Genomic DNA, 19,779 nt, shown 5'->3' on the forward strand with positions numbered 1-19,779 from the left:
AACGGCTGACTGGAATTGCCAGATGTCGGCTTGGAGCCCCAAAATGCCCTTAGAAACGGAGCACGATTTGCCAAATCTCCGATTTGGCAGCGCCCGAACCGCCCCCACGGGGCGGGCGCTTTGCTTCCTGCCCCTCGGTTCGGGCGCGGTGGCACTTTATGGGCAACAAAGTCCACAGAGCCGACATTGCCCCAGCCCTAGGATCAGCATGAACCGTCCAACGCACCGCAAAAAATGTGCCACTGCCAGAAGACCCAGCCCTAGCCGTCGCTGACGCCCGCTTGGGCAAATGTCGCCATGCCTGCATGACAGGCCATTGCCCCCTTCATCACCGCAATCGCCAATGCGCCGCCGGAAGCCTCGCCAAGGCGCAGGCCCAGTTGCAGCAAGGGTTCTTTGCCCAAGGCTTCTAACAACCGCGCATGGCCGCCCTCGGCGCTTTGGTGGCCAGCCACGGCGTGATCCAGCGCACCTGTTTGCGTCTGCTCAAGGCACAGCGCCGCTGCGCAGCAGATGAAGCCGTCGAGGATCACCGGAATGCGCAGGGCACGGGCCCGCGCCATCGCGCCCGCCATTCCGGCCAATTCACGCCCGCCCAAGCGGCGCAAGGTCTCAAGCCCGTCGCCCTGCCCGCCATGCAGCGCTACACCTTCGGCAACCACGGTGGTTTTCAGGGCCAACCCCGCGTCATCCACACCGGTGCCGCGACCGGTCCAGTCACCGGCCTCTCCGCCAAGCAAGGCACATGACAGCGCCGCCGCCGATGTGGTGTTGGCGATGCCCATCTCGCCCACCACCAGCAGATCGGCGGTTTCATCGACCTGATCCCAGCCCGCCTTGAGCGCCGCCACCAGATCCTCCTCCGACATCGCGGGGCCTTGGGTGAAATCCTGTGTCGGATTGTCCAGATCCAAGGCCACCACATCCAGCTTGGCCCCGTTTGCGCGGGCAATCTGGTTGATCGCGGCGCCGCCATGCTGAAAATTCAGCACCATCTGTTCGGTGACTTCCGCCGGAAAGGCCGAGACACCCCGCGCGGCGACGCCATGGTTGCCCGCAAAGACGATCACCTGCGGCGCGGAAATCTCGGCCCGATCGCCGCCGCGCCAACCGCGATACCAGATTGCCAAATCCTCGAGCCGCCCTAAGGCACCGGGGGGCTTGGTCAGCTGCATGTTGTGATCCTGCGCCGCCGCTGCGGCGGCCTCGTCAACAACATGTTGCGCGGCCAGAAGGGCGCGGAATTCAGGCAGGGTTGCGAAAGACTGGGACATGGGCACGCTCGGCTTGCAAATTGAACTGCGCCCATGTCTATCTGCGGCAGGGCCGGGCCGAAAGTGCGGGAGGGGCAAATTAATGGATGATAGCGACATCAAAGGGTTTGGAGCAACGTTTCGGCGTTCAGATCTGACCGTGGCGCTGGGTTTGTTGACCCGTCTGCCGCTGCCCTATCCGGCTTATGACGCCAGCTCAACGCGTCCCGCGGCGCATGCGGCCTGGGCCTATCCATTGGTCGGCGTGGTGATTGCGGTGATTGCGGCCCTCATCGGCGGAATTGGCCAATGGTTTGGCCTGCCGCCGATGGCGCAGGCCGTGCTGGTCTTGCTGGCTCTGATCGTCACAACGGGGGCGATGCATGAGGATGGTTTGGCCGATTGCGCCGACGGGTTCTGGGGCGGCTGGACCCGCGAGCGGCGTCTGGAGATCATGAAAGACAGCCAGATCGGCAGCTACGGCGTGATTGCACTGGTGCTGTCCCTGCTGCTGCGGTGGGCGGCGATCAGTCTGGTGATTGAACAGGGCGTTTTATGGCCCGCGTTGATTGGCGCTGCGGTTCTTTCGCGCGGGGCGATGGTGGCGGTGATGTACCAACTGCCGCAGGCCCGCAAAGGCGGACTTTCGCGGCAGACTGGGCGGCCAAGCAGGGCAGCCACACTGACCGCAGGGGCGCTAGGCCTTGTGGCGGCACTGTGTCTACCGGGGGTTTCGTTTCTTTGGGTTTTGATGACAACAGCGGCGATCCTGCTGGGCCTTGGCAGGCTGGCAAAATCCAAGATCGGCGGACAGACCGGCGATGTGTTGGGCGCCACGCAGCAGATGACAGAGGTTGGCGTCTGGCTGTGCCTGATCGCCGCACACAGCCCCTAAACGCAAAACGCCGCACCAAAGGCGCGGCGTTCGGTCTGATTTTTCAATAGCTTAGGCTGCGACGCGGCTTTCCAGAACGTCACCAACCTGTTTCGCAGCAGCCAGTTCGTCACCACCGCCAACAGCAGCGACTTCGCGGGTCAGCCGCTCGAGCGCGGCTTCGTACAACTGACGCTCGGAATAGCTTTGCTCACGCTGGTCATCGGTGCGGTGCAGGTCACGCACCACTTCGGCGATGGCAATCAGATCACCGGAGTTGATCTTTTGCTCATATTCCTGTGCGCGGCGCGACCACATGGCGCGTTTGACCTTGGCCTTGCCCTTGAGGGTCTTCATCGCGTGGGTGATCACATCCGGCGAGCTGAGCGCGCGCATGCCGATCTCGGTTGCCTTGTGCGTTGGCACCCGCAAAGTCATCTTGTCTTTCTCAAACGCAATCACAAACAGCTCCAGCGTGATGCCGGCGACTTCCTGCTCTTCAATGGAGACAACCTGCCCAACGCCATGCGCGGGATAGACGACAAACTCATTGGGGCGGAAATCAAGCTTTTTCGATTTGGTCATGTAGTGGCTCCTGTGGCGCGGGCGGACCCGCAGTTGAATTCATGGGCTAAAAGACGTCAAAAACACAGGCGGGCGGCGGCCCCTTGGCCCGCGTCCGGTTGCGTTATTCTTAGGATGTGGGTGTCAACCTTGGCAGCTTGGTTGTGTCACACGTATGTCCGTAGAGTTCGACCGTCAGTTTCAGCTTTGGATAACTATACCACAAAAACCGGCCCACCGAAAGCTGCCCCTACGGAAACCACAAGAAAACGGATATTTCTCAGTAATTTGCAGCATTTTCTTCACGTATCACGCGAATCAAAGGCCGAATCAGCCACCCTCGCCCGGCGCTTCGGAAAAGTACTTTTCCAATTTGCCGGATTCGCCGTCACGCTCTTCCGCTTCGGGCAGCGGGTCTTTCTTGGTGATGATCACCGGCCACATTTCGGAATACTTGCGATTGAACTCGACCCATTTTTCCATATCCGGCTCCGTGTCGGGGCGGATCGCATCGGCCGGGCATTCGGGCTCACAGACACCGCAATCGATGCATTCATCGGGGTGAATCACCAACATGTTTTCCCCTTCGTAGAAACAATCCACTGGGCAAACTTCCACGCAATCGGTGTATTTGCAGGCGATGCAGGCGTCGTTGACGATATAGGTCATGTGATGATCTTCATCCGATTTGTTTGTGGACTAGCTATTCCAGAGTGCCCGATCATTCAAGATGGCGCGATTTAGAAAGATCAAGCTGCCGCCGGTCACGTTTGGTCGGGCGGCCTTTTCCCTCAAAGGCGGGATTCTCGGGGGGTTTGTCCTTTGAACGCGGCTCTGGCGGGGACAAATCGGTGTAAAGCGCCTGTGCTTCGGGCGCCGGTCCCCGGCGGGTGCCAAGCGCATCGATCTGGATCACGCGGATATGATCGCCCTGCGCAAAGGTCAGCACATCACCGGGGCTGATGGTGCTGGCGCGTTTCTGGGTAATGTCCCCATTGATGCGCACAGTACCCGCCTGTACGCGGGCTGCGGCAAGCGATCTGGTTTTGAAAAATCGCGCATGCCACAGCCATTTGTCCACGCGCAGTTTTGCGCCCGGTTCTGCCACTTAGGTCTTGTCCTTGAGCCCCATGAGGGCCGCGGCAAAAGGGTTGTCCGGATCGATGGGCTTTTCCTTGCGCGGCGGACGCGCCGAGAAACTCTTGGCTTTGTCGCCACCCTTGTCGCCGCGCGGGCCACCTTTGCCGCGACCTTTGCCTTGGCCTTGCGGGCGGCCTTTGCCGCCTTTGCCCTGCGGGCGCTCACCACCACCGCGGCGGGCATTTTGCTGCCCGCGTGGGGCGCGGCCCCAAGTGAAGGTATAGAAGGTCTCCATCTCGGTTTCTGCTATGGCCGCATCGGCGGCAGTGCCTTGCGGCACCTCCCCTTCGGATTGGGCGGGGATCCCATCGGCAACCGCAGGCGTTTCCGCCGCTTCGGCCGCAACAGGTGCAATGCCTGCATCCGGAATATCGGCAACCTCAGCCGGTGTGTCTGCCGGTGTTGGCGTCTCTGCAACCTCGGTTACGCCACCTTCGGGGACATCTGCGGCCACATCCATAACCGGCGTGTCGCCCGCGTCTGCCGTACCTGCCCCGTCTTTGGGCACAACGGCATCCACCGCCTTGACCTTCACCCGTTCGCCTTTTTCGGCCTTGTAGCCGAGACCCTGCATCAGCTCCGAGAATTGTTCCAGCGTCATACCCGTGATCGACAGCATATCTGCCTTGGCCTCGAACCCGCCGCGCGAATCCTCTGCCCGCAGCATGTCAGCCAGGCGTTCCAGCATGTCGATGCGGATCGCGCGGCTGCCTGCGTTGCGGTAGCCGGACATCGTGTCCGCCCCTTCGGGCGCGTCTTTTTCAACAGGGATCGTGACCAGACCGGGAGGCGGGCTTTCCGGGAATTCGGCCAGACCTTTGGACAGCGACCACAGCACCAGACGCAGGCGCGTAGGTGCGGGCTTGAGCAAAAGCGGCATAAAGATCGTGAATTGCCCAAACCGGATGCCGTGCTTGCGCAACGCGCCGCGGGCGTCCTGATCCAGCGCTTTGACGTCATCGGCCACCTGCGCACGCGGCAGCAGGCCAAAGTTCTCGACCATCTGGAAAGCAAAGCCGCGAGCAAGCCCCGTCAACGCTTCGTCTTTGGACAGGTTCAGCAGCGGTTCAAACAGGGCCGCGACTTTGCGATCAATGAAATGCTGCAAGCGGCGCTGCACCTTTTGGGCGACTTCCGGACCGGCCACATCATCCACAAAAACCTCGACCTGCGGCTTAAGCGCGTCAGAGCCTGCCACCAATTTACCAACCGCAGAGTTGCCCCACATCAGGCCGCCCTGTTCGGTGAAATCAATCTCGGTGTCCGGCGCGTTATAAAACCGATCCGCCCGCAGATGGAACTGGGGTGCCAGCGCCTGCAATGCAGCCGCCTTGATGGTTTTCTCTTCGGCCCCGCCTGCGCCCTTGTCTGCGCGGAAACGGAATCCGTCCAGCTTGCCTACGTATTCACCTTCAACGGTGACTTCACCGGTCTCGTTTACATCGGCCACCATGGCTTCCTTCTGTCCTAGCCGGCGCAAAAGCACGGATGTGCGCCGGTCTACAAATCTTTGGGTCAGACGTTCGTGCAGCGCATCTGACAAGCGGTCTTCTACGACACGAGTGGCCCCGCGCCAATGGCTTTCGTCTTTGGTCCAGCCCTTACGTTGAGCGACATAAGTCCATGTGCGGATAAATGCCAATCGCTTGGACAACGCATCAATGTCCCCGTCGGTTCGATCAATGCGCTTGATTTGCCGGGCAAGCCAGTCATCGGGGATTGTACCACGCTGATGCAGATCGTTGAAAATGATCTCCAGCAAATTTGCGTGTTCGGCATGGCTGATGCCGCGAAAATCGGGAATGCGGCACACATCCCAGAGCAATTTCACCGATGGACCATCCGTGCAGCGGGCAAAAACCTCATCCACCTGCCCCAGCACCTTGAGCGCCCGAAGGTCGTCCGCTTCACGCGCCTTGACCAATCGTTCGTGGTCCGGCGGTGCCTCAAGTGTCTGGATCAATCGGTCGATGGAGCCAAATTGCAGCGCCGGATTGCGCCAGTTGATCTTGTTTTGCGGCGTGAACGAATGATCCATGATCGCCCGCGCCACACTGTCATCCAGGGGCCGCGCATCGCCGGTGACGCCAAATGTTCCGCTTTTGAAGCCGCGCCCGGCCCGGCCAGCGATCTGCGCCAGCTCATTGGGGGCCAAGGGGCGCATGCGGCGTCCGTCAAACTTGGCCAGCGCGGAGAAGGCCACGTGATCCACATCGAGGTTGAGCCCCATGCCTATGGCATCTGTCGCAACGAGGTAATCAACCTCGCCGTTCTGGTACATGTCTACCTGCGCGTTGCGGGTGCGCGGGCTGAGGGCGCCCATGACCACCGCCGCGCCGCCCTTTTGCCGGCGGATCAGTTCCGCGATGGCGTAGACGTTTTCTACGGAAAATCCGACAATGGCAGAGCGGGGGCGCATGCGGCTGATCTTCTTCTGACCGGCATAGACCAGCTCTGACATCCGCTCGCGGCGGATAAATTCGGATTCGGGCACCAATGACGCGATGGTGCCGCGCATCGTATCAGCCCCCAGAAACAGCGTCTCATGCAGGCCGCGCGACCGCAGCAACCGGTCGGTGAACACATGCCCGCGCTCGGGATCGGCGCAAAGCTGGATCTCGTCGATGGCAACAAAATCCGCGCCCATCCCTTCGGGCATCGCCTCGACCGTGCAGACCCAGTATTGGGTGCGCGGCGGCACGATGCGTTCCTCGCCCGTGACCAGCGCCACGACAGAGGGGCCGCGCAGGGCAACGATCCGGTCATAGACCTCACGCGCCAAGAGCCGCAGGGGCAGGCCGATGATCCCGGTCCGGTGGCCCAGCATCCGCTCAATGGCATAGGTTGTCTTGCCAGTGTTGGTCGGGCCCAATACGGCCACGACACGTCCATTCCTTGCCACGTTGTTCCCCGTTCAGAGTTCGCGCCCGATACCGTCCCGTTTCAGACGGGACAGCGCGGTTTGTGCATTTTCATGATTGGGGTGAATTGCCAAGACACGGCGGTACAATTCCGCCGCGCGGCGCAAATCTCCAAATTCCTGCACCATCACGGCGAAGCCAAAAATTGCCTCGTAATGCTGCGGATCCAGCGCCAATGCGCGTTCCAGATCGGCCAGCGCCGGCCCATAAAGATCGCTGCGGAAATAGGCACGGGCGCGAGCGTGGAACCCTTCGGCAAAGTCAGGAGCGTGGTCGGTCAGCGCGGTGAGATGTTCAATAGCCAGCCGGTTGTCGCCTGCCTCCATCGCCTCACGTCCCCGTTTGAGCAGCAGATCCATCGAAGCAGAGCCGGAGCGCGACCAGATCCGCGCCACTTCGCCTTCGATCCGCTTGGCCTCCGCAGGTTCGGCCTCACGCAGCTTGTCGAACAGTTCTGGCGGCGGCACATCGGCCAAAGCCATGCCGGACAGCAACAGCAACGGCCCAATTGCCGCAACGGTATGTTTGAGGTTGACGGGTCTGTTGCGCATAACAAGAGTGAATGTAGCAGGCTGCCGCCGCAATTCCAGACGTGACGGTGACCAATTAGGCAAAAAGGGCCCAAAATGAGCGATATTGTGAACGAAGCGGTAACCGCACTGAATGCAAAGATGGCAGATGCCGATTTTGACGGCACGGCAAAGTTCGACATCGAAGGCGAAGGCGCAGTGATGATCGACGGCTCCGGCGCACGGGCTGCCGATGAAGACGCGGATGTGACATTGAGCGCGGACGCAGAGACCTTTCGCGGCATTCTTGAGGGCGACACCAACCCTACGTCTGCTTTCATGACCGGCAAGCTGAAGGTTGACGGCGACATGGGCATGGCGATGAAGCTGGCCTCTGTTCTGTCTTGATGGAACTTGCCCCTGCCCCCTTTTTTACCGATGTGTACCCCGGTCCAGAGGGGGGGCAGGCCCATTGGGCGCAAACGTCTGATGGAAAACGTATTCGTGTGGGCCACTGGCCTTTGTCCGGGGCCAAGGGCACGGTGCTGCTGTTTCCCGGACGTACTGAATATATCGAAAAATATGGGGTGATTGCACAGGATCTGGCGGATCGCGGGCTGGCCACCATCGCCATTGACTGGCGCGGTCAGGGTTTGGCGGAACGTTTGTGTGATGATCCGCGCATCGGCCATGTGGATGCCTTTTCCGATTATCAAAAAGACGTCTCGGCCATGTTGAGGGCGGCCCGTGAGCTGGCTTTGCCCCGGCCCTATTTCCTGCTGGCGCATTCGATGGGTGGCTGCATTGGCCTGCGGGCCGTGATGGAAGGGCTGCCGGTCAAGGCGGCGGCGTTCACCGGCCCGATGTGGGGCGTATTTATTGCGCCACATCTTCGGGCGGTGGCTGGCATGATGGCCCGGGTGATGCCCGCCCTCGGCAAGGGGTTAAGCCTGCCGCCCGGCACCAAGATCGATCCTTACGTGACGGTGCAACCCTTTGAGGACAACATGCTGACCACGGACAGCGAAATGTACGACATGATGCGCGATCAACTGGCCGCGCATCCCGAGCTGGCCCTTGGTGCGCCCAGCTTTATCTGGTTGCGCGAGGCGCTGGCGGAAACCCAGCATCTGGCGGGGCGATCCGCGCCCAATCTGCCCGCCGTCAGCTGGCTTGGCAGCAACGAACGCATTGTTGAAACCGGCCGCATTCATCAACGGATGGAAACATGGAAGGGTGGCCGCCTTGAGATCGTCGAGGGCGGCGAACATGAAGTTTTGATGGAAAGCCGTGCCATGCGTACCCCCATTATGGACGATATGGCCAAGCTGTTTCTGGACACCGTCACCAGCTAAACGTGCAAAAATCGCTTGCGGGTCTGTTCCTTTCGGCATGCCCGCCTAGATTGGATGCATGACACAAACCGGCGTGCTGATCTTTACCGACAAGGGCATTTATTGCCCCGCGGGCGATTTCTATATCGACCCGTGGCGGCCCGTGGCGCGGGCCTTGATCACCCATGGCCATGCCGATCATGCAAGATCGGGCATGGGCAGCTACCTTGCCACCCATGCCGCCCTGCCGGTGATGCGGCACCGCTTGGGCGAGATCAACGCCGAAGGCATCGCCTATGGTGAGGTCAGGCGCATTGGCGGGGCTGATGTGTCATTTCACCCCGCCGGACATGTGCCGGGTTCGGCGCAGATCCGGGTTGAGGTTGCCGGCGAGGTCTTTGTCGCCTCTGGCGATTACAAAATCATTGATGATGGGTTTTCCGAAGCCTTCGAGCCGATCAAGTGCCACCATTTCATCACCGAAAGCACCTTTGGCCTGCCAGTGTTCAACTGGCAACCACAAACGCGGGTGGCGGATGAGATCAACACATGGTGGGCAGGCTGCGCCGCACAGGGTAAAACCGCATTTCTTGGGGCCTATGCTTTGGGCAAGGCGCAGCGGCTCTTGTCGATGTTGAACCCAGAGATTGGCCCGATCCTCACCCACACGGCGGTGGAAAACACCAATGCGGTGTTGCGCGGCCAAGGATATGGACTGCCCGAAACGGTGCTGGCCGGACCCGACATTGCGCCCAAGGACCACCCCGGCGCTTTGGTTCTGTCGCCGCCCTCCGCGTTGGGCAGTCAATGGGCGCGTAAGTTCGGCCCCTCGGAAAGCGCGTTTGCCTCAGGCTGGATGGCATTGCGCGGCGTGCGCAGGCGCCGTGCCGGAGACCGCGGATTTGTCATTTCCGACCATGCAGACTGGCAAGGTCTGATTTGTGCAATCCGCGAAACAGGCGCGGAAAATATCTATGTTACACATGGTTACACTGATGTCTTCACGCGGTTTTTGAATGACAAGGGCTGGAACGCTCAAGTTGTCCCCACCCAGTTCGAGGGGGAAAATTTGGACAGCGGAGATGCCGCATGAAGGAATTTGCGAAACTCTTTGCCGCCATTGACCAAAGCACCAAAACCACGGTGAAAGTGGCCGCACTGGCCGATTATTTCGGCGAGGCTCCCGAAGAGGACCGTTTGTGGACCGTTGCGCTGTTTTCCGGCCGTCGGCCCAAGCGGGCCGTGACCACCACCCGCCTGCGGGAATGGGCGGCCGAGGTCGCAGAGCTGCCACTGTGGCTGTTTGAAGAAAGCTATAGCGTTGTTGGCGATCTGGCAGAAACAATTGCCCTTATCTTGCCGCCGAACCCTTCTGTGGACAACCGATCTTTGACGTTCTGGATCAATGCCTTGCGGGGGCTTGCGGATGTGGACGATTCCCAGCGCAAGACCTTTGTGCTGGAGGCCTGGCAACGGCTTGGCGGGGCGGAGCGATTCCTGTTCAACAAGTTACTCACAGGCGGTTTCAGGGTGGGGATAAGTCAAAAACTGATGACCCGCGCGCTGGCCAGAGCCACCGGCAAGCCCGAGGCGGAATTGGCGCACAGGTTGATGGGCAACTGGCACCCCGACGAGGTAAGCTGGCACAGTCTGATCGAAGCCGAAGACGCCAGCGCGGATGCCTCCCGACCCTATCCGTTTTATCTGGCCTATGCGCTGGAAGACGGGCTAGAAGCCTTGGATGATCCTGCGAATTGGCGGGCCGAATGGAAATGGGACGGCATTCGCGGGCAATTGATCCTGCGCGATGGCAATTATTTTGTCTGGTCACGGGGCGAGGAGCTGATGACGGATCGCTTTCCCGAACTCGCCCGCGCCATTGATCACCTGCCGCCCGGAACGGTGCTGGACGGGGAGTTGCTGGTCTGGCAACAGGGCGCTGAAAAACCTTCCTCTTTCAACGTGTTACAGAAACGGATCGGGCGCAAAACCGTGCCGAAAAAGCTGCTGGCGGAGGCACCCGTGGTGCTGCATGCCTATGACCTGCTCGAATGGGAAGGCGCCGATGTACGCGATCGCCCCTTTTCCCGGCGGCGCGGCCTTCTGGAACAGGCCACATCCGCCCTGCCCGACGATGCACCGGTGCGCCTGTCGCCACAACTGGCCTTTGACACATGGGATGATCTGGCCGCCTTGCGCAGCGGCGCACGGGAGGCCCATGCCGAGGGTCTCATGCTCAAACGCGCAGACAGCCCCTATCTGGCAGGTCGCAAAAAGGGCGATTGGTGGAAATGGAAGCTGGAGCCGCTGACCATCGATGCGGTGATGATCTATGCGCAGGCCGGATCAGGGCGACGGGCGAACCTGTTTACTGATTTCACCTTTGCGGTCTGGAACGGCAATGATCTGGTGCCCTTCACCAAGGCCTATTCCGGCCTGACGGACGCAGAGTTCCGGCAAATCACCGCTTGGGTGCGAAAAAACACCCTGCAACGGTTCGGTCCGGTGCGGCAGGTCACGCCGCATCATGTGTTTGAAATTGCCTTTGAAGGGATCCAGGCCAGTCCGCGCCACAAATCCGGCGTCGCCTTGCGGTTCCCGCGTATGAAACGTTGGCGTCAGGACAAGCCCCTGCAAGAGGCCAATACGCTGGATGATCTAAACGAAATGCTGCGCATATACGGGTAAAAGGTTGTTCCCCCTGCCCCTCGCGCATAGGTATTCCCAAACACCAAATGAGGTCCAATATGTTTCAGCTGCCCTTTCCTGTTCGTGATGCCAATGCCGCCGGAGGCAACAGCCCCTTTGGCGATCTGCCCGAATGGGATCTGAGCGATCTTTACGCAGGCGAGGATGCACCGGAACTCAAACGCGATCTCGACTGGTTGGAGCAGGCCTGCGCCAGCTTTGCCGCGGATTACGAAGGCAAATTGGCCGATCTTGACGCGGCAGGTTTGCTGGATTGTGTGCTGCGCAATGAACGGATCAATATGATCGCCGGGCGCATCATGTCCTTTGCCGGGCTGCGCTATTACCAGCTGACCACCGATGCGGGCCGGGCAAAGTTCATGTCCGACTGCCAGGAGAAGATCACCAATTTCACCACTCCGCTGGTGTTCTTCACGTTGGAACTGAACCGGCTGGAAGACAACCATCTGGACGGGCTGTTGGCGCAGAACGCGGATCTGGCCCGTTACAAGCCGGTGTTTGACCGCATCCGGGCGATGAAGCCCTATCAATTGTCTGATGAGCTTGAAAAATTCCTGCACGATCTGGGGGTTGTGGGGGATGCATGGGAACGGATGTTCGACGAAACCATCGCCGGGCTTGAATTTAATGTGCTTGGTGAGCCGTTGAATATCGAAGGCACTTTGAACCTGCTCACCGATCCGGACCGCGAAAAGCGTGAGGCCGCCTCGCATGAGCTGGCAGATGTTCTGGGCGCGAATGTCAAAACCTTTGCGCGGGTGCACAACACCCAGACCAAGGAAAAAGAAATCATCGACCGCTGGCGCGGCATGGAAACCCCGCAAACCGGCCGGCATCTGAGCAATCAGGTGGAGCCCGAGGTGGTCGAGGCGCTGCGCAATGCGGTTGTGCAGGCCTATCCCAAACTGAGCCACCGCTATTATGAGCTGAAACGCAAATGGCTGGGTCTGGACGTGATGCAGGTCTGGGACCGCAACGCGCCCCTACCGATGGAAGATCCGCGCGTGGTGGATTGGGACACGGCGCAAAAGACCGTCATGGATGCCTACACCGCCTTTGATCCACGTATGGGAGAGCTGGCCGAGCCGTTCTTTACCAAAGGCTGGATCGACGCGGCGGTGAAACCGGGCAAGGCACCCGGCGCCTTTGCGCATCCTACGGTGACAGATGTGCATCCTTACGTGATGCTGAATTATCTGGGCAAACCGCGTGATGTGATGACCCTGGCGCATGAATTGGGCCACGGCGTGCATCAGGTTCTGGCGGCGGGACAAGGTGAAATGTTGTCTTCCACCCCGCTGACGCTGGCCGAAACCGCCAGTGTGTTTGGCGAGATGCTGACCTTCCGCAAGATGCTGGACGGGGCCAAGACCAAGGACGAGCGCCGGGTTCTGCTGGCCGGCAAGGTCGAAGACATGATCAACACCGTGGTGCGGCAGATCGCGTTCTACGACTTTGAATGCAAGTTGCACGAGGCCCGCCGGGGCGGAGAGCTAACGCCCGATGACATTAACGCGCTTTGGATGTCGGTGCAGGCGGAATCGCTTGGGCCTGCCTTTGAATTCATGGATGGCTATGAGACCTTCTGGTCCTACATTCCGCATTTTGTGCATTCGCCGTTTTATGTCTACGCCTATGCCTTTGGCGACGGTTTGGTGAACGCACTTTATGCGGTTTACGCCGAGGGTGAGGCGGGCTTTGAAGAGAAATACTTTGATATGCTCAAAGCGGGCGGCTCCAAACACCACAAAGAGCTGCTGGCGCCCTTTGGTCTTGATGCCTCGGACCCGGCGTTCTGGGATAAAGGCTTGTCGATGATATCGGGCTTTATTGATGAGCTGGAGGCGATGGAGGAGTGATCCTTTTTCAACGGCGCGGCACCAACTGATAACCGCCGCGCCACCTTTGCCAAGCGAGCGACAGCCGGAGGAAAGACAGACAGAATGACCAAACTGATCTGGACGGCCTGCGGACTTATCGCCCTTGCATTGGGTGCGATTGGCGTTGTGCTGCCCGGATTGCCAACCACGCCCTTCATCATCCTCGCGGCGTTCTGTTTCACCAAAGGGTCACCGCGGTTGGCGGCGATGTTGGATGGTCATCACATCTTTGGCCCGATTTTGGAGGACTGGCGCGCGCGGGGGGCAATTGCCCCGCGTTTCAAGGCGATTGCCGTGGCGATGATGGCACTGACCTTCGCCGTTAGTCTGGCGCTGGGTTTGCCAATTGTGCTTCTGGTCATTCAGGCGATTTGCATGTCGGGCGCGGCGGTCTATGTTCTCAGCCGGCCGAATTGACCCCTCACTTCAACTGACTGTCCTTTGATCCACGCCGGTTGATCCCGCCCCGCGCCTTGAATTGGGCGTCCCGTTCCTGCACGCAATCGATGCATAATTTCACACCCGGAAGGGCCACTCGCCGCGCCTCCGGGATCGGCTCTTCGCATTCCGCGCAATGGGTCAGGCTCTCTCCTTGCGGCTGTTTGCGGGCCTTGAGACGGGCCAGTTCATCGTTGATCGACGCCTCAATCTGTTCGCTCACCGCGCCGTCTTTTGCCCATCCGCCTGCCATGACATGCTCCCGCTGATCGCTCGCCCTACGGTACGTCACCCTTGCCCAGCCGCCAAGGTTGATTAGCCTGCGGGTAATTCATTGCGGAACCGGACGGTTTCCAAAAAGCGGTTGGGGGACGTTTGGCGCCTTCGTTGAAATTGACGGCGCGTCTGATGTCTAGTCCGCCGCCTGCCATTGGCAGACGGCGGCGTCTCTTTCAGCTCAAGCCGGGATCAGGCGTTGGCAAGCATCCCTTTTTCCTTGGCCAGTTCGCGCATCCGCTTTTGCAACTTTTCAAAAGCGCGGACTTCAATTTGCCGAATGCGTTCGCGGGACACATCGTATTGGCTGCTCAGATCTTCGAGCGTGATGGTCTCGTCCGACAGGCGGCGTTGGGTCAGAATGTCCTTTTCCCGGTCATTCAGCACATCCAAAGCCTCAGCCAGCATCTCGCGGCGGGTCTCCAGCTCATCCTTCTCGGCGTAATCACCCGCTTGATCGGCGTCTTCGTCTTCGAGCCAGTCCTGCCATTGCATCGTGCCTTCACCGTCAGAGCCGACCTGCGCATTCAGTGACGCATCGCCGCCCGACATCCGCCGGTTCATGGAGATCACTTCGGCTTCGGTCACGCCCAGATCGGTTGCAATCCGTTTGACGTTTTCGGGACGCAGATCGCCCTCTTCCAAGGCGCCGATCTTGTTCTTGGCCTTGCGCAGGTTGAAAAACAGTTTTTTCTGCCCCGAGGTCGTCCCAAGTTTGACCAAGGACCAGGACCGCAGGATATATTCCTGAATAGAAGCCCGGATCCACCACATCGCATAGGTCGCCAGACGGAACCCCTTTTCTGGGTCAAACCGTTTGACCGCCTGCATCAGGCCGACATTCGCCTCCGAAATCACTTCGGCCTGCGGCAGGCCATAGCCGCGATAGCCCATGGCGATCTTGGCTGCCAGACGCAGGTGTGATGTGACCATCTTGTGCGCGGCTTCGGTATCTTCCTGCTCAACCCAGCGCTTGGCGAGCATATATTCCTCTTCAGGCTCCAGCAGCGGGAACTTGCGGATTTCCTGCATATAGCGGTTCAGCCCGCCTTCCGGTGTTGGTGCCGGTAAGTTTGCATAATTGGCCATCTTTGTCCCTTTCCCCATTGTTTCGGGGCTCATGTTTATGAGCTTAACATAGATATGGTAGCGGTATCGGCGGTTTCAAGACCCTGTCTTTACGCTTGTTGCGTTAATATTGGCATAAGACATGTGAAAGATAAGTTACGTTACCGTGTCCTCACGGGCTCGTGCACTTCGCAACATCTGGCTCAGGACGTACTGCGCAAGGCACAAAGCAAATCCTGCATATCCAGTGGCAATGGCGCTTCGAACCGGAGGTTTTCTTTGGTTACAGGATGCTCAAATCCCAATACCGCCGCATGCAGCGCCTGACGCGGAAAGTTGCGCACATGGTCGGCCGCGGCTTCGGGCATGGCCGCCTTGGGCAACTTGCGCTTGCCGCCATAAGTGGGATCGCCGACCAATCCGTGTCCCGCATGCGCCATATGCACACGGATCTGATGGGTGCGCCCGGTCTCAAGCCAGCATTCCATCAGGGCAATCACTTCGGGCATTCCAAAGCGTTCCACCGTCCGCGCCCGGGTCACCGCGTGACGCCCCCCGTTGAACAGCACCGCCTGTTTCTGGCGATCAGTCTTATGCCGGGCCAATTGCGTGGTCAGCTTGAGAATATTGCCCGGCTCGAAGGACGCCCCCTTGATACCGCGCAACCGCGGATCATTGGCATCGGGTACACCGTAGACAACTGCGCGGTAATAGCGCTCCACCGAATGGGCCTCAAATTGCTTGGCCAAACCCTGATGCGCGGCATCCGATTTGGCCACGACCAGCAGACCGCTGGTCTCCTTGTCGATCCGGTGCACAATGCCGGGGCGCTTCAAACCGCCAACGCCGGACAGATTGTCACCACAATGGGCCAGCAAGGCATTGACCAAAGTGCCCGACGGCGTACCGGGCGCAGGATGCACCACCATGCCGGAGGGTTTGTTGATCACGATCAGATCGTCATCCTCAAAGATCACGTCCAGCGGGATCGCCTCCGGCAGGATATGGCTGTCCTCGGCCTCCTCCACCGCGATGGCAACCCGGTCCCCCTCGGCCACCTTGGCGCGGGGGTCTTGCACAACCTGTTCATTGATCTGAACAGAGCCGGCCTCAATCAGACGCGCCATGCGGGTCCGTGACAGGTTTGCATCCTCTGGCACATCCCGCGCCAGCGCCTTATCAAGACGGGATGGCGGCGCTTCGCCAAAAACAAAGGTAACAAGGCGGTGTGACATGGATGATCCGATTGAGCCTGCAAATCTGCGGTTTCTGCGGCGGCTGGTAACTGTGCTGACCACCGTAATGATTTGCGGGGTTCTAGTGGTGATTGGCCTGCTTGTCACGCGGCTGAACCGCAATAGCCCGATTTTGCCCCAGGAAATCGCGCTGCCAGAAGGCGCCAGCGCTGTTGCCTTCACCCAAGGGCCCGATTGGTACGCCATTGTCACCAACCGTGACGAGATCCTGATCTATGATCGCCTGACCGGAACACTCCGCCAAACGGTGACGATCACCCCCTGAACCCTTTTTGGCCCTAAATACTCCGGGGGTATGGGGGCTGGCCCCCATGCACGCCCGCCGCAGGCGAATAGTCCAGGCCATTTCACCTTACAGGGAAATCAGTCTATTATCCTTTGACCTGTGCGAAGGACGTTACAATGCCGATCAACGATGCCGATTATCCAGATGGCCAAGCCGGTCAGGAGGCAAAACTGGGCGCGCTTGGCTTTGATGCATCAGGCCATCGCGGCGGCGGCATTGAGCGGCCTATCGTGGTCACGCTCCCGGCAAATGCTGTCCTGCTACGCCTCTATAAACCAGTGCTGAACAAGGAGGATACGCCCGGCGACTTCGGCGCTTGGTGGTTTACACCCTTCGAGTACCGGCGGATCAGCGACCATTTCGGGGTGGACGGCAGCGCTCTTGTTCAGGGACGTTCTTCCGGGGCTTCGGCGCTGCATGGCGTTCTGGCCCTTTTGCATGAATGGTACGGCGGGGATCCCGCGCAACTTTCCTATATCAACGCTGTCCGGCTGAAGGCGCCAATGTTGGCCTGCTATGGGCCAGGTGCACCCGCCAATGCAGACGGCTACAGCCGGACGCTGAAACCTATCCGTTTGAACGGCGGCACATCCGCGCGGCAGGTCTATATCCACAAATGCTGGCAGTATCAGGCGGCGATGGAACGGCTTTTGCCTGTCAATGCGCTGACGGACTGTGTTTTGGGGGCCGTGCAAGGCGCCGGAACGGGGATTGCAGCAGCGCCCCGGCTTGGGTTTGAGGCTTGAAGACGGCTTTGCTTGAGCCAAAAGGTATCGCCTGCGGCGGGCGCATATGGGGGCCAGCCCCCAAACCCCCGGAATATTTAGAGCCAGAAAGGCGCAAAAATTACAGATGGGGGTGAAGGGTGGTACCACCTCCCCGGCTCGAACGGGGGACCTCCTGATCCACAATCAGGCGCTCTAACCTACTGAGCTAAGGCGGCACTGGGGCGGATTTAGCTGCCGTGCCCAAAGATTGCAAGACCCTAAGCGCCCGATCAATTGAGAAGTTAGAGGGCAATCCGCCAGGTTTGTTCGACATTTTCCTTGCCGAATGAGATCACATGCTTGGTTTCTCCCAATTCCCAACCCGCCTTGGCATAGAGCGCCCCTGCCGCGCGGTGAGATTCGTGGGTCCACAGTTGCATCTTGTGGTAGCCTTGGGTGCGGGCAAAATCCATGCAGGTGTCCAGCATCCGGCGGCCCAGTCCGGTGCCGCGGGCCTGGGGCACCAGCAGGAACAGCCTGAGTTTGGCGGTTTGTTCGTCGAGCTTCACGCAGAATACACTGCCAAGCCGCTGTCCCCCCTGCCATGCGATCCAGCCGGCCTCGCAGCTTGGATCGTGATCTGCGATAAAATCATCAAGGATCGAGCCGACCAGCGCTCCAAAGCTGTCATCAAAACCCTCTTCGGTGGCGTAATGCACTTTGTGCTGCTCATGCAGCCAATCCCGGTCCTGCGGGGTAAACTTGCGAATCTCTATCTTGTCCATCGTTGTAGTCTGCGCCGCAGTCCGCTTGCCTTTCAAGGCCGGGCAGGATAGCGATATCGCCCAGCAAGACCGGAGAATGACATGGGTATCAACACCGAACGCGATATCGAAGCAAACCTGCAAATCGGGCCAACCGATGCAGGAATGGTGCGGCTTTTTGTCGAGGGTGACGGCATCGAAATTCCGATGGATTTCACGCCGGAAGAGGCCATCGAAATTGCCGAAGAAATCACAGCGGCTGCGCATCGCGCAGGCGGCGGCAAGCGGTGATCTCTAGCTGTCGCTGAACCGCATTTCCGGGTCGCGCAGGTGGTGCAGCCTGCGGGCGGCGTGAAATGCGAACTTTTGCAACATGACTTTGCGCCGCGCCGGGGCCAGTTTGGTTTCCGGCCCCATGCGCAGGATCTCTCCTCCATAGGCATCGGCAATGATCAGCCCGGTCTCATCCGGCAGTAGTTCTGTCGGGAAGACATCATCCACGGCCCAAAAAAACCGGTCGGCCCATTCCAGATAACCCCGCCATTTGTTGTCTGATGTAAAATCGGCGCGGGAGGATTTGCATTCCACCACCCAAATCTCGCCTTTTGGGCCAAGCGCCATCACATCAACGCGCAGCCCGCGTGCCGGCACCAATTCCTCAACGCAGGCAAAGCCGTGGCTGACCAGATGCCGCGCCACGCCACGGGCCAGCAATTGTCCGGGTTGCGGGGTCGGTGTGTCGGGGGAGAGGTCAACATATGCCATGGTTCAATTTATGAACATTACGTGAACATTTGCAAGGCCACCTATCGAATCTGAAGGTGTCAGGCTGAATCGCGGCCCCTTAGCAGCGGCTATCTGGCTTTCCAGCGGTTAATAAAAACGGCAATTTTCCTAGTAAAAACAGTGTTCTGAGGCCACTCCTTTGCCAGAGTTGACATAATACCATATGGTTTCTAATTTAATGATACCAGAAAGTATCATAAAAGGATCCCGACACGATGCCCGATCCCGCACAGCTTTGCTTTCGCGCTTTGGCAGATCCGACGCGGCGCGACATTCTCAAGATGCTCAGTCAGCAAGACATGACCATCGCAGATGTTGCGGGACGTTTCGATATGACCCGCGCAGCCGTCAAAAAACACCTCACCGTTCTGAGTGATGGCGGTCTGATCACGGTCGAGCCGCGTGGCCGCGAACGCATCAACAGCATCAACCCGCTGGGCTTTGGCCCCGTTCTGAGCTGGTTCGACTATTTCGACGGATTCTGGGACGACCGCCTGAGCGATTTGAAAACTGCCATTGAAAAGGACAAGACATGACTGAGACAAACATCCGCAAAACCATCTTTCTTGAGGCCGATCGCGTGGCGGTCTGGGACTATCTCACCGAGCCGGAACATCTGGCCAAGTGGTTTCATGCGCCCAAGACAGCATTGGCCGCCGGGGCAAAGCTGGAAATGTTCGGCACCGAAAGTGGTGATTTGCTGATCTGGGGAGAGGTCCGCGTGGCCCGCAAGCCCGAGTATCTGGAATATACCTTTACCGTCAAACCCATGGGTGATGCGGTCAGCACTGTCAAATGGACCCTGACCGAGGTGCCTGGCGGCACGAAACTGGCGCTGGAGCATGACGGCTTGCCCCAAGGCGAAGCGGCATTCGGCCTCACACTGGCGCTCGACAAAGGGTGGGACGATCATATCGGGCGGATGCGCGCGCACATTCACGAAAAAGCGGACTGACCCCTTGCCGCCTCCCCGTTACGGGCCTACCTAAGGTCCGTGACGGGTACTGCCCTGTG

Annotated in this window: 23 protein-coding genes and 1 tRNA gene; 12 read left to right on the forward strand and 12 right to left on the reverse strand. The window is 59.5% G+C overall.

Features of this window, described 5'->3' with window-relative positions; translation table 11 throughout:
- Positions 1-260: 260 nt before the first annotated feature.
- Positions 261-1,274, reverse strand: a complete 1,014-nt coding sequence (cobT, locus tag K3754_RS12785; protein WP_259937819.1) for a nicotinate-nucleotide--dimethylbenzimidazole phosphoribosyltransferase — start codon at positions 1,272-1,274, stop codon at positions 261-263.
- Positions 1,275-1,356: 82 nt separating this feature from the next.
- Between cobT and cobS the strand changes: the two genes are divergently transcribed.
- Positions 1,357-2,148, forward strand: coding sequence for an adenosylcobinamide-GDP ribazoletransferase (gene cobS / locus K3754_RS12790; protein ID WP_259937820.1), 792 nt, complete (start codon positions 1,357-1,359; stop codon positions 2,146-2,148).
- Between the two features lie 51 nt (positions 2,149-2,199).
- Here the strand turns inward: cobS and K3754_RS12795 are convergent, their stop codons facing one another.
- The 5 genes from K3754_RS12795 to K3754_RS12815 all read right to left on the reverse strand — a co-directional run bounded on the left by K3754_RS12795 (position 2,200) and on the right by K3754_RS12815 (position 7,303).
- Positions 2,200-2,712 carry a CarD family transcriptional regulator gene (locus K3754_RS12795; RefSeq protein ID WP_025046802.1) on the reverse strand — a complete coding sequence of 171 codons (513 nt, stop codon included), beginning with the start codon at positions 2,710-2,712 and terminating at the stop codon, positions 2,200-2,202.
- A gap of 309 nt (positions 2,713-3,021) precedes the next feature.
- On the reverse strand, positions 3,022-3,360 hold the full coding sequence (fdxA, locus tag K3754_RS12800) for a ferredoxin FdxA (RefSeq protein WP_203210707.1): 339 nt from the start codon (positions 3,358-3,360) through the stop codon (positions 3,022-3,024).
- A 52-nt stretch (positions 3,361-3,412) separates the two neighbouring features.
- Complete coding sequence (locus tag K3754_RS12805) at positions 3,413-3,799, reverse strand: RNA-binding S4 domain-containing protein (protein WP_203198694.1); 387 nt, start codon at positions 3,797-3,799, stop codon at positions 3,413-3,415.
- Positions 3,800-6,658: a helicase-related protein gene (locus tag K3754_RS12810; RefSeq protein ID WP_409202388.1), complete on the reverse strand. Its 2,859-nt coding sequence runs from the start codon at positions 6,656-6,658 to the stop codon at positions 3,800-3,802.
- A gap of 87 nt (positions 6,659-6,745) precedes the next feature.
- The gene (locus K3754_RS12815; protein ID WP_259937825.1) at positions 6,746-7,303 is read right to left on the reverse strand and encodes a tetratricopeptide repeat protein; all 558 of its coding nucleotides are present in this window, start codon (positions 7,301-7,303) and stop codon (positions 6,746-6,748) included.
- A 75-nt stretch (positions 7,304-7,378) separates the two neighbouring features.
- Between K3754_RS12815 and K3754_RS12820 the strand changes: the two genes are divergently transcribed.
- The 6 genes from K3754_RS12820 to K3754_RS12845 all read left to right on the forward strand — a co-directional run bounded on the left by K3754_RS12820 (position 7,379) and on the right by K3754_RS12845 (position 13,601).
- Positions 7,379-7,669, forward strand: a complete 291-nt coding sequence (locus K3754_RS12820) for an SCP2 sterol-binding domain-containing protein (RefSeq protein WP_203210704.1) — start codon at positions 7,379-7,381, stop codon at positions 7,667-7,669.
- Positions 7,669-8,616: an alpha/beta fold hydrolase gene (locus tag K3754_RS12825; RefSeq protein ID WP_203210703.1), complete on the forward strand. Its 948-nt coding sequence runs from the start codon at positions 7,669-7,671 to the stop codon at positions 8,614-8,616. The genes K3754_RS12820 and K3754_RS12825 overlap by 1 nt, the downstream gene beginning before the upstream one ends.
- Before the next feature lie 58 nt (positions 8,617-8,674).
- Positions 8,675-9,688: a ligase-associated DNA damage response exonuclease gene (locus tag K3754_RS12830; RefSeq protein WP_259937827.1), complete on the forward strand. Its 1,014-nt coding sequence runs from the start codon at positions 8,675-8,677 to the stop codon at positions 9,686-9,688.
- Positions 9,685-11,283, forward strand: coding sequence for an ATP-dependent DNA ligase (locus K3754_RS12835; protein ID WP_259937828.1), 1,599 nt, complete (start codon positions 9,685-9,687; stop codon positions 11,281-11,283). Before K3754_RS12830 ends, K3754_RS12835 begins: the two co-directional genes overlap by 4 nt.
- A gap of 59 nt (positions 11,284-11,342) precedes the next feature.
- A complete protein-coding gene (locus tag K3754_RS12840) occupies positions 11,343-13,163 on the forward strand; it encodes a M3 family oligoendopeptidase (RefSeq protein WP_259937830.1) in 1,821 nt (606 codons plus the stop codon).
- 84 nt (positions 13,164-13,247) lie between these two features.
- Positions 13,248-13,601 (forward strand): YbaN family protein, encoded by a 354-nt coding sequence (locus tag K3754_RS12845; RefSeq protein WP_259937832.1) that lies wholly within the window; start codon positions 13,248-13,250, stop codon positions 13,599-13,601.
- Positions 13,602-13,605: 4 nt separating this feature from the next.
- Here the strand turns inward: K3754_RS12845 and K3754_RS12850 are convergent, their stop codons facing one another.
- From K3754_RS12850 to K3754_RS12860, 3 genes are all read right to left on the reverse strand, one after another.
- Entirely contained in the window at positions 13,606-13,875 is a 270-nt protein-coding gene (locus tag K3754_RS12850; protein ID WP_203210698.1) for a DksA/TraR family C4-type zinc finger protein, read from the reverse strand.
- 215 nt (positions 13,876-14,090) lie between these two features.
- Positions 14,091-14,987, reverse strand: a complete 897-nt coding sequence (gene rpoH / locus K3754_RS12855; RefSeq protein WP_203210697.1) for an RNA polymerase sigma factor RpoH — start codon at positions 14,985-14,987, stop codon at positions 14,091-14,093.
- Between the two features lie 182 nt (positions 14,988-15,169).
- Complete coding sequence (locus K3754_RS12860; RefSeq protein WP_203210696.1) at positions 15,170-16,201, reverse strand: RluA family pseudouridine synthase; 1,032 nt, start codon at positions 16,199-16,201, stop codon at positions 15,170-15,172.
- Here K3754_RS12860 and K3754_RS12865 point away from each other — a divergent pair.
- Positions 16,200-16,487 (forward strand): DUF6476 family protein, encoded by a 288-nt coding sequence (locus tag K3754_RS12865; RefSeq protein WP_203210695.1) that lies wholly within the window; start codon positions 16,200-16,202, stop codon positions 16,485-16,487. The genes K3754_RS12860 and K3754_RS12865 overlap by 2 nt on opposite strands.
- A 137-nt stretch (positions 16,488-16,624) precedes the next feature.
- On the forward strand, positions 16,625-17,254 hold the full coding sequence (locus tag K3754_RS12870) for a hypothetical protein (protein ID WP_259937837.1): 630 nt from the start codon (positions 16,625-16,627) through the stop codon (positions 17,252-17,254).
- A 120-nt stretch (positions 17,255-17,374) separates the two neighbouring features.
- Here the strand turns inward: K3754_RS12870 and K3754_RS12875 are convergent.
- Together K3754_RS12875 and K3754_RS12880 are read right to left on the reverse strand one after the other, a co-directional pair.
- A tRNA-His gene (locus K3754_RS12875) sits at positions 17,375-17,451 on the reverse strand.
- 66 nt (positions 17,452-17,517) lie between these two features.
- Complete coding sequence (locus K3754_RS12880) at positions 17,518-18,000, reverse strand: GNAT family N-acetyltransferase (RefSeq protein ID WP_259937839.1); 483 nt, start codon at positions 17,998-18,000, stop codon at positions 17,518-17,520.
- 81 nt (positions 18,001-18,081) lie between these two features.
- Here K3754_RS12880 and K3754_RS12885 point away from each other — a divergent pair, with 81 nt between their 5' ends.
- Entirely contained in the window at positions 18,082-18,270 is a 189-nt protein-coding gene (locus K3754_RS12885; protein WP_203210692.1) for a DUF6324 family protein, read from the forward strand.
- A gap of 3 nt (positions 18,271-18,273) precedes the next feature.
- On the opposite strand, the gene K3754_RS12890 is transcribed toward K3754_RS12885, so the two are convergent.
- On the reverse strand, positions 18,274-18,744 hold the full coding sequence (locus K3754_RS12890) for an MmcB family DNA repair protein (RefSeq protein ID WP_203210691.1): 471 nt from the start codon (positions 18,742-18,744) through the stop codon (positions 18,274-18,276).
- A gap of 236 nt (positions 18,745-18,980) precedes the next feature.
- On the opposite strand from K3754_RS12890, the gene K3754_RS12895 reads away from it, so the two are divergent.
- Together K3754_RS12895 and K3754_RS12900 are read left to right on the forward strand one after the other, a co-directional pair.
- The gene (locus K3754_RS12895; protein ID WP_203198683.1) at positions 18,981-19,301 is read left to right on the forward strand and encodes a helix-turn-helix transcriptional regulator; all 321 of its coding nucleotides are present in this window, start codon (positions 18,981-18,983) and stop codon (positions 19,299-19,301) included.
- A complete protein-coding gene (locus tag K3754_RS12900; protein WP_259937845.1) occupies positions 19,298-19,720 on the forward strand; it encodes an SRPBCC domain-containing protein in 423 nt (140 codons plus the stop codon). The genes K3754_RS12895 and K3754_RS12900 overlap by 4 nt, the downstream gene beginning before the upstream one ends.
- The last annotated feature ends 59 nt before the right edge of the window (positions 19,721-19,779 follow it).

The organism is Sulfitobacter sp. M368, from assembly GCF_025141875.1.
In the GTDB taxonomy this organism is placed as follows: domain Bacteria; phylum Pseudomonadota; class Alphaproteobacteria; order Rhodobacterales; family Rhodobacteraceae; genus Sulfitobacter; species Sulfitobacter mediterraneus_A.

Coding starts and splice junctions, on each gene's coding strand:
- K3754_RS12895 (WP_203198683.1), top strand. CDS start 18,981: ATGCCCGATCCCGCACAGCTTTGCTTTCGCGCTTTGGCAGATCCGACG.
- K3754_RS12870 (WP_259937837.1), top strand. CDS start 16,625: ATGCCGATCAACGATGCCGATTATCCAGATGGCCAAGCCGGTCAGGAG.
- K3754_RS12900 (WP_259937845.1), top strand. CDS start 19,298: ATGACTGAGACAAACATCCGCAAAACCATCTTTCTTGAGGCCGATCGC.
- K3754_RS12820 (WP_203210704.1), top strand. CDS start 7,379: ATGAGCGATATTGTGAACGAAGCGGTAACCGCACTGAATGCAAAGATG.
- K3754_RS12795 (WP_025046802.1), bottom strand. CDS start 2,712: ATGACCAAATCGAAAAAGCTTGATTTCCGCCCCAATGAGTTTGTCGTC.
- K3754_RS12845 (WP_259937832.1), top strand. CDS start 13,248: ATGACCAAACTGATCTGGACGGCCTGCGGACTTATCGCCCTTGCATTG.
- K3754_RS12810 (WP_409202388.1), bottom strand. CDS start 6,658: ATGCTGGGCCACCGGACCGGGATCATCGGCCTGCCCCTGCGGCTCTTG.
- K3754_RS12830 (WP_259937827.1), top strand. CDS start 8,675: ATGACACAAACCGGCGTGCTGATCTTTACCGACAAGGGCATTTATTGC.
- K3754_RS12840 (WP_259937830.1), top strand. CDS start 11,343: ATGTTTCAGCTGCCCTTTCCTGTTCGTGATGCCAATGCCGCCGGAGGC.
- K3754_RS12890 (WP_203210691.1), bottom strand. CDS start 18,744: ATGGCATATGTTGACCTCTCCCCCGACACACCGACCCCGCAACCCGGA.
- cobS (WP_259937820.1), top strand. CDS start 1,357: ATGGATGATAGCGACATCAAAGGGTTTGGAGCAACGTTTCGGCGTTCA.
- K3754_RS12880 (WP_259937839.1), bottom strand. CDS start 18,000: ATGGACAAGATAGAGATTCGCAAGTTTACCCCGCAGGACCGGGATTGG.
- K3754_RS12850 (WP_203210698.1), bottom strand. CDS start 13,875: ATGGCAGGCGGATGGGCAAAAGACGGCGCGGTGAGCGAACAGATTGAG.
- K3754_RS12815 (WP_259937825.1), bottom strand. CDS start 7,303: ATGCGCAACAGACCCGTCAACCTCAAACATACCGTTGCGGCAATTGGG.
- K3754_RS12825 (WP_203210703.1), top strand. CDS start 7,669: ATGGAACTTGCCCCTGCCCCCTTTTTTACCGATGTGTACCCCGGTCCA.
- K3754_RS12865 (WP_203210695.1), top strand. CDS start 16,200: ATGGATGATCCGATTGAGCCTGCAAATCTGCGGTTTCTGCGGCGGCTG.
- K3754_RS12860 (WP_203210696.1), bottom strand. CDS start 16,201: ATGTCACACCGCCTTGTTACCTTTGTTTTTGGCGAAGCGCCGCCATCC.
- K3754_RS12835 (WP_259937828.1), top strand. CDS start 9,685: ATGAAGGAATTTGCGAAACTCTTTGCCGCCATTGACCAAAGCACCAAA.
- fdxA (WP_203210707.1), bottom strand. CDS start 3,360: ATGACCTATATCGTCAACGACGCCTGCATCGCCTGCAAATACACCGAT.
- rpoH (WP_203210697.1), bottom strand. CDS start 14,987: ATGGCCAATTATGCAAACTTACCGGCACCAACACCGGAAGGCGGGCTG.
- K3754_RS12885 (WP_203210692.1), top strand. CDS start 18,082: ATGGGTATCAACACCGAACGCGATATCGAAGCAAACCTGCAAATCGGG.
- cobT (WP_259937819.1), bottom strand. CDS start 1,274: ATGTCCCAGTCTTTCGCAACCCTGCCTGAATTCCGCGCCCTTCTGGCC.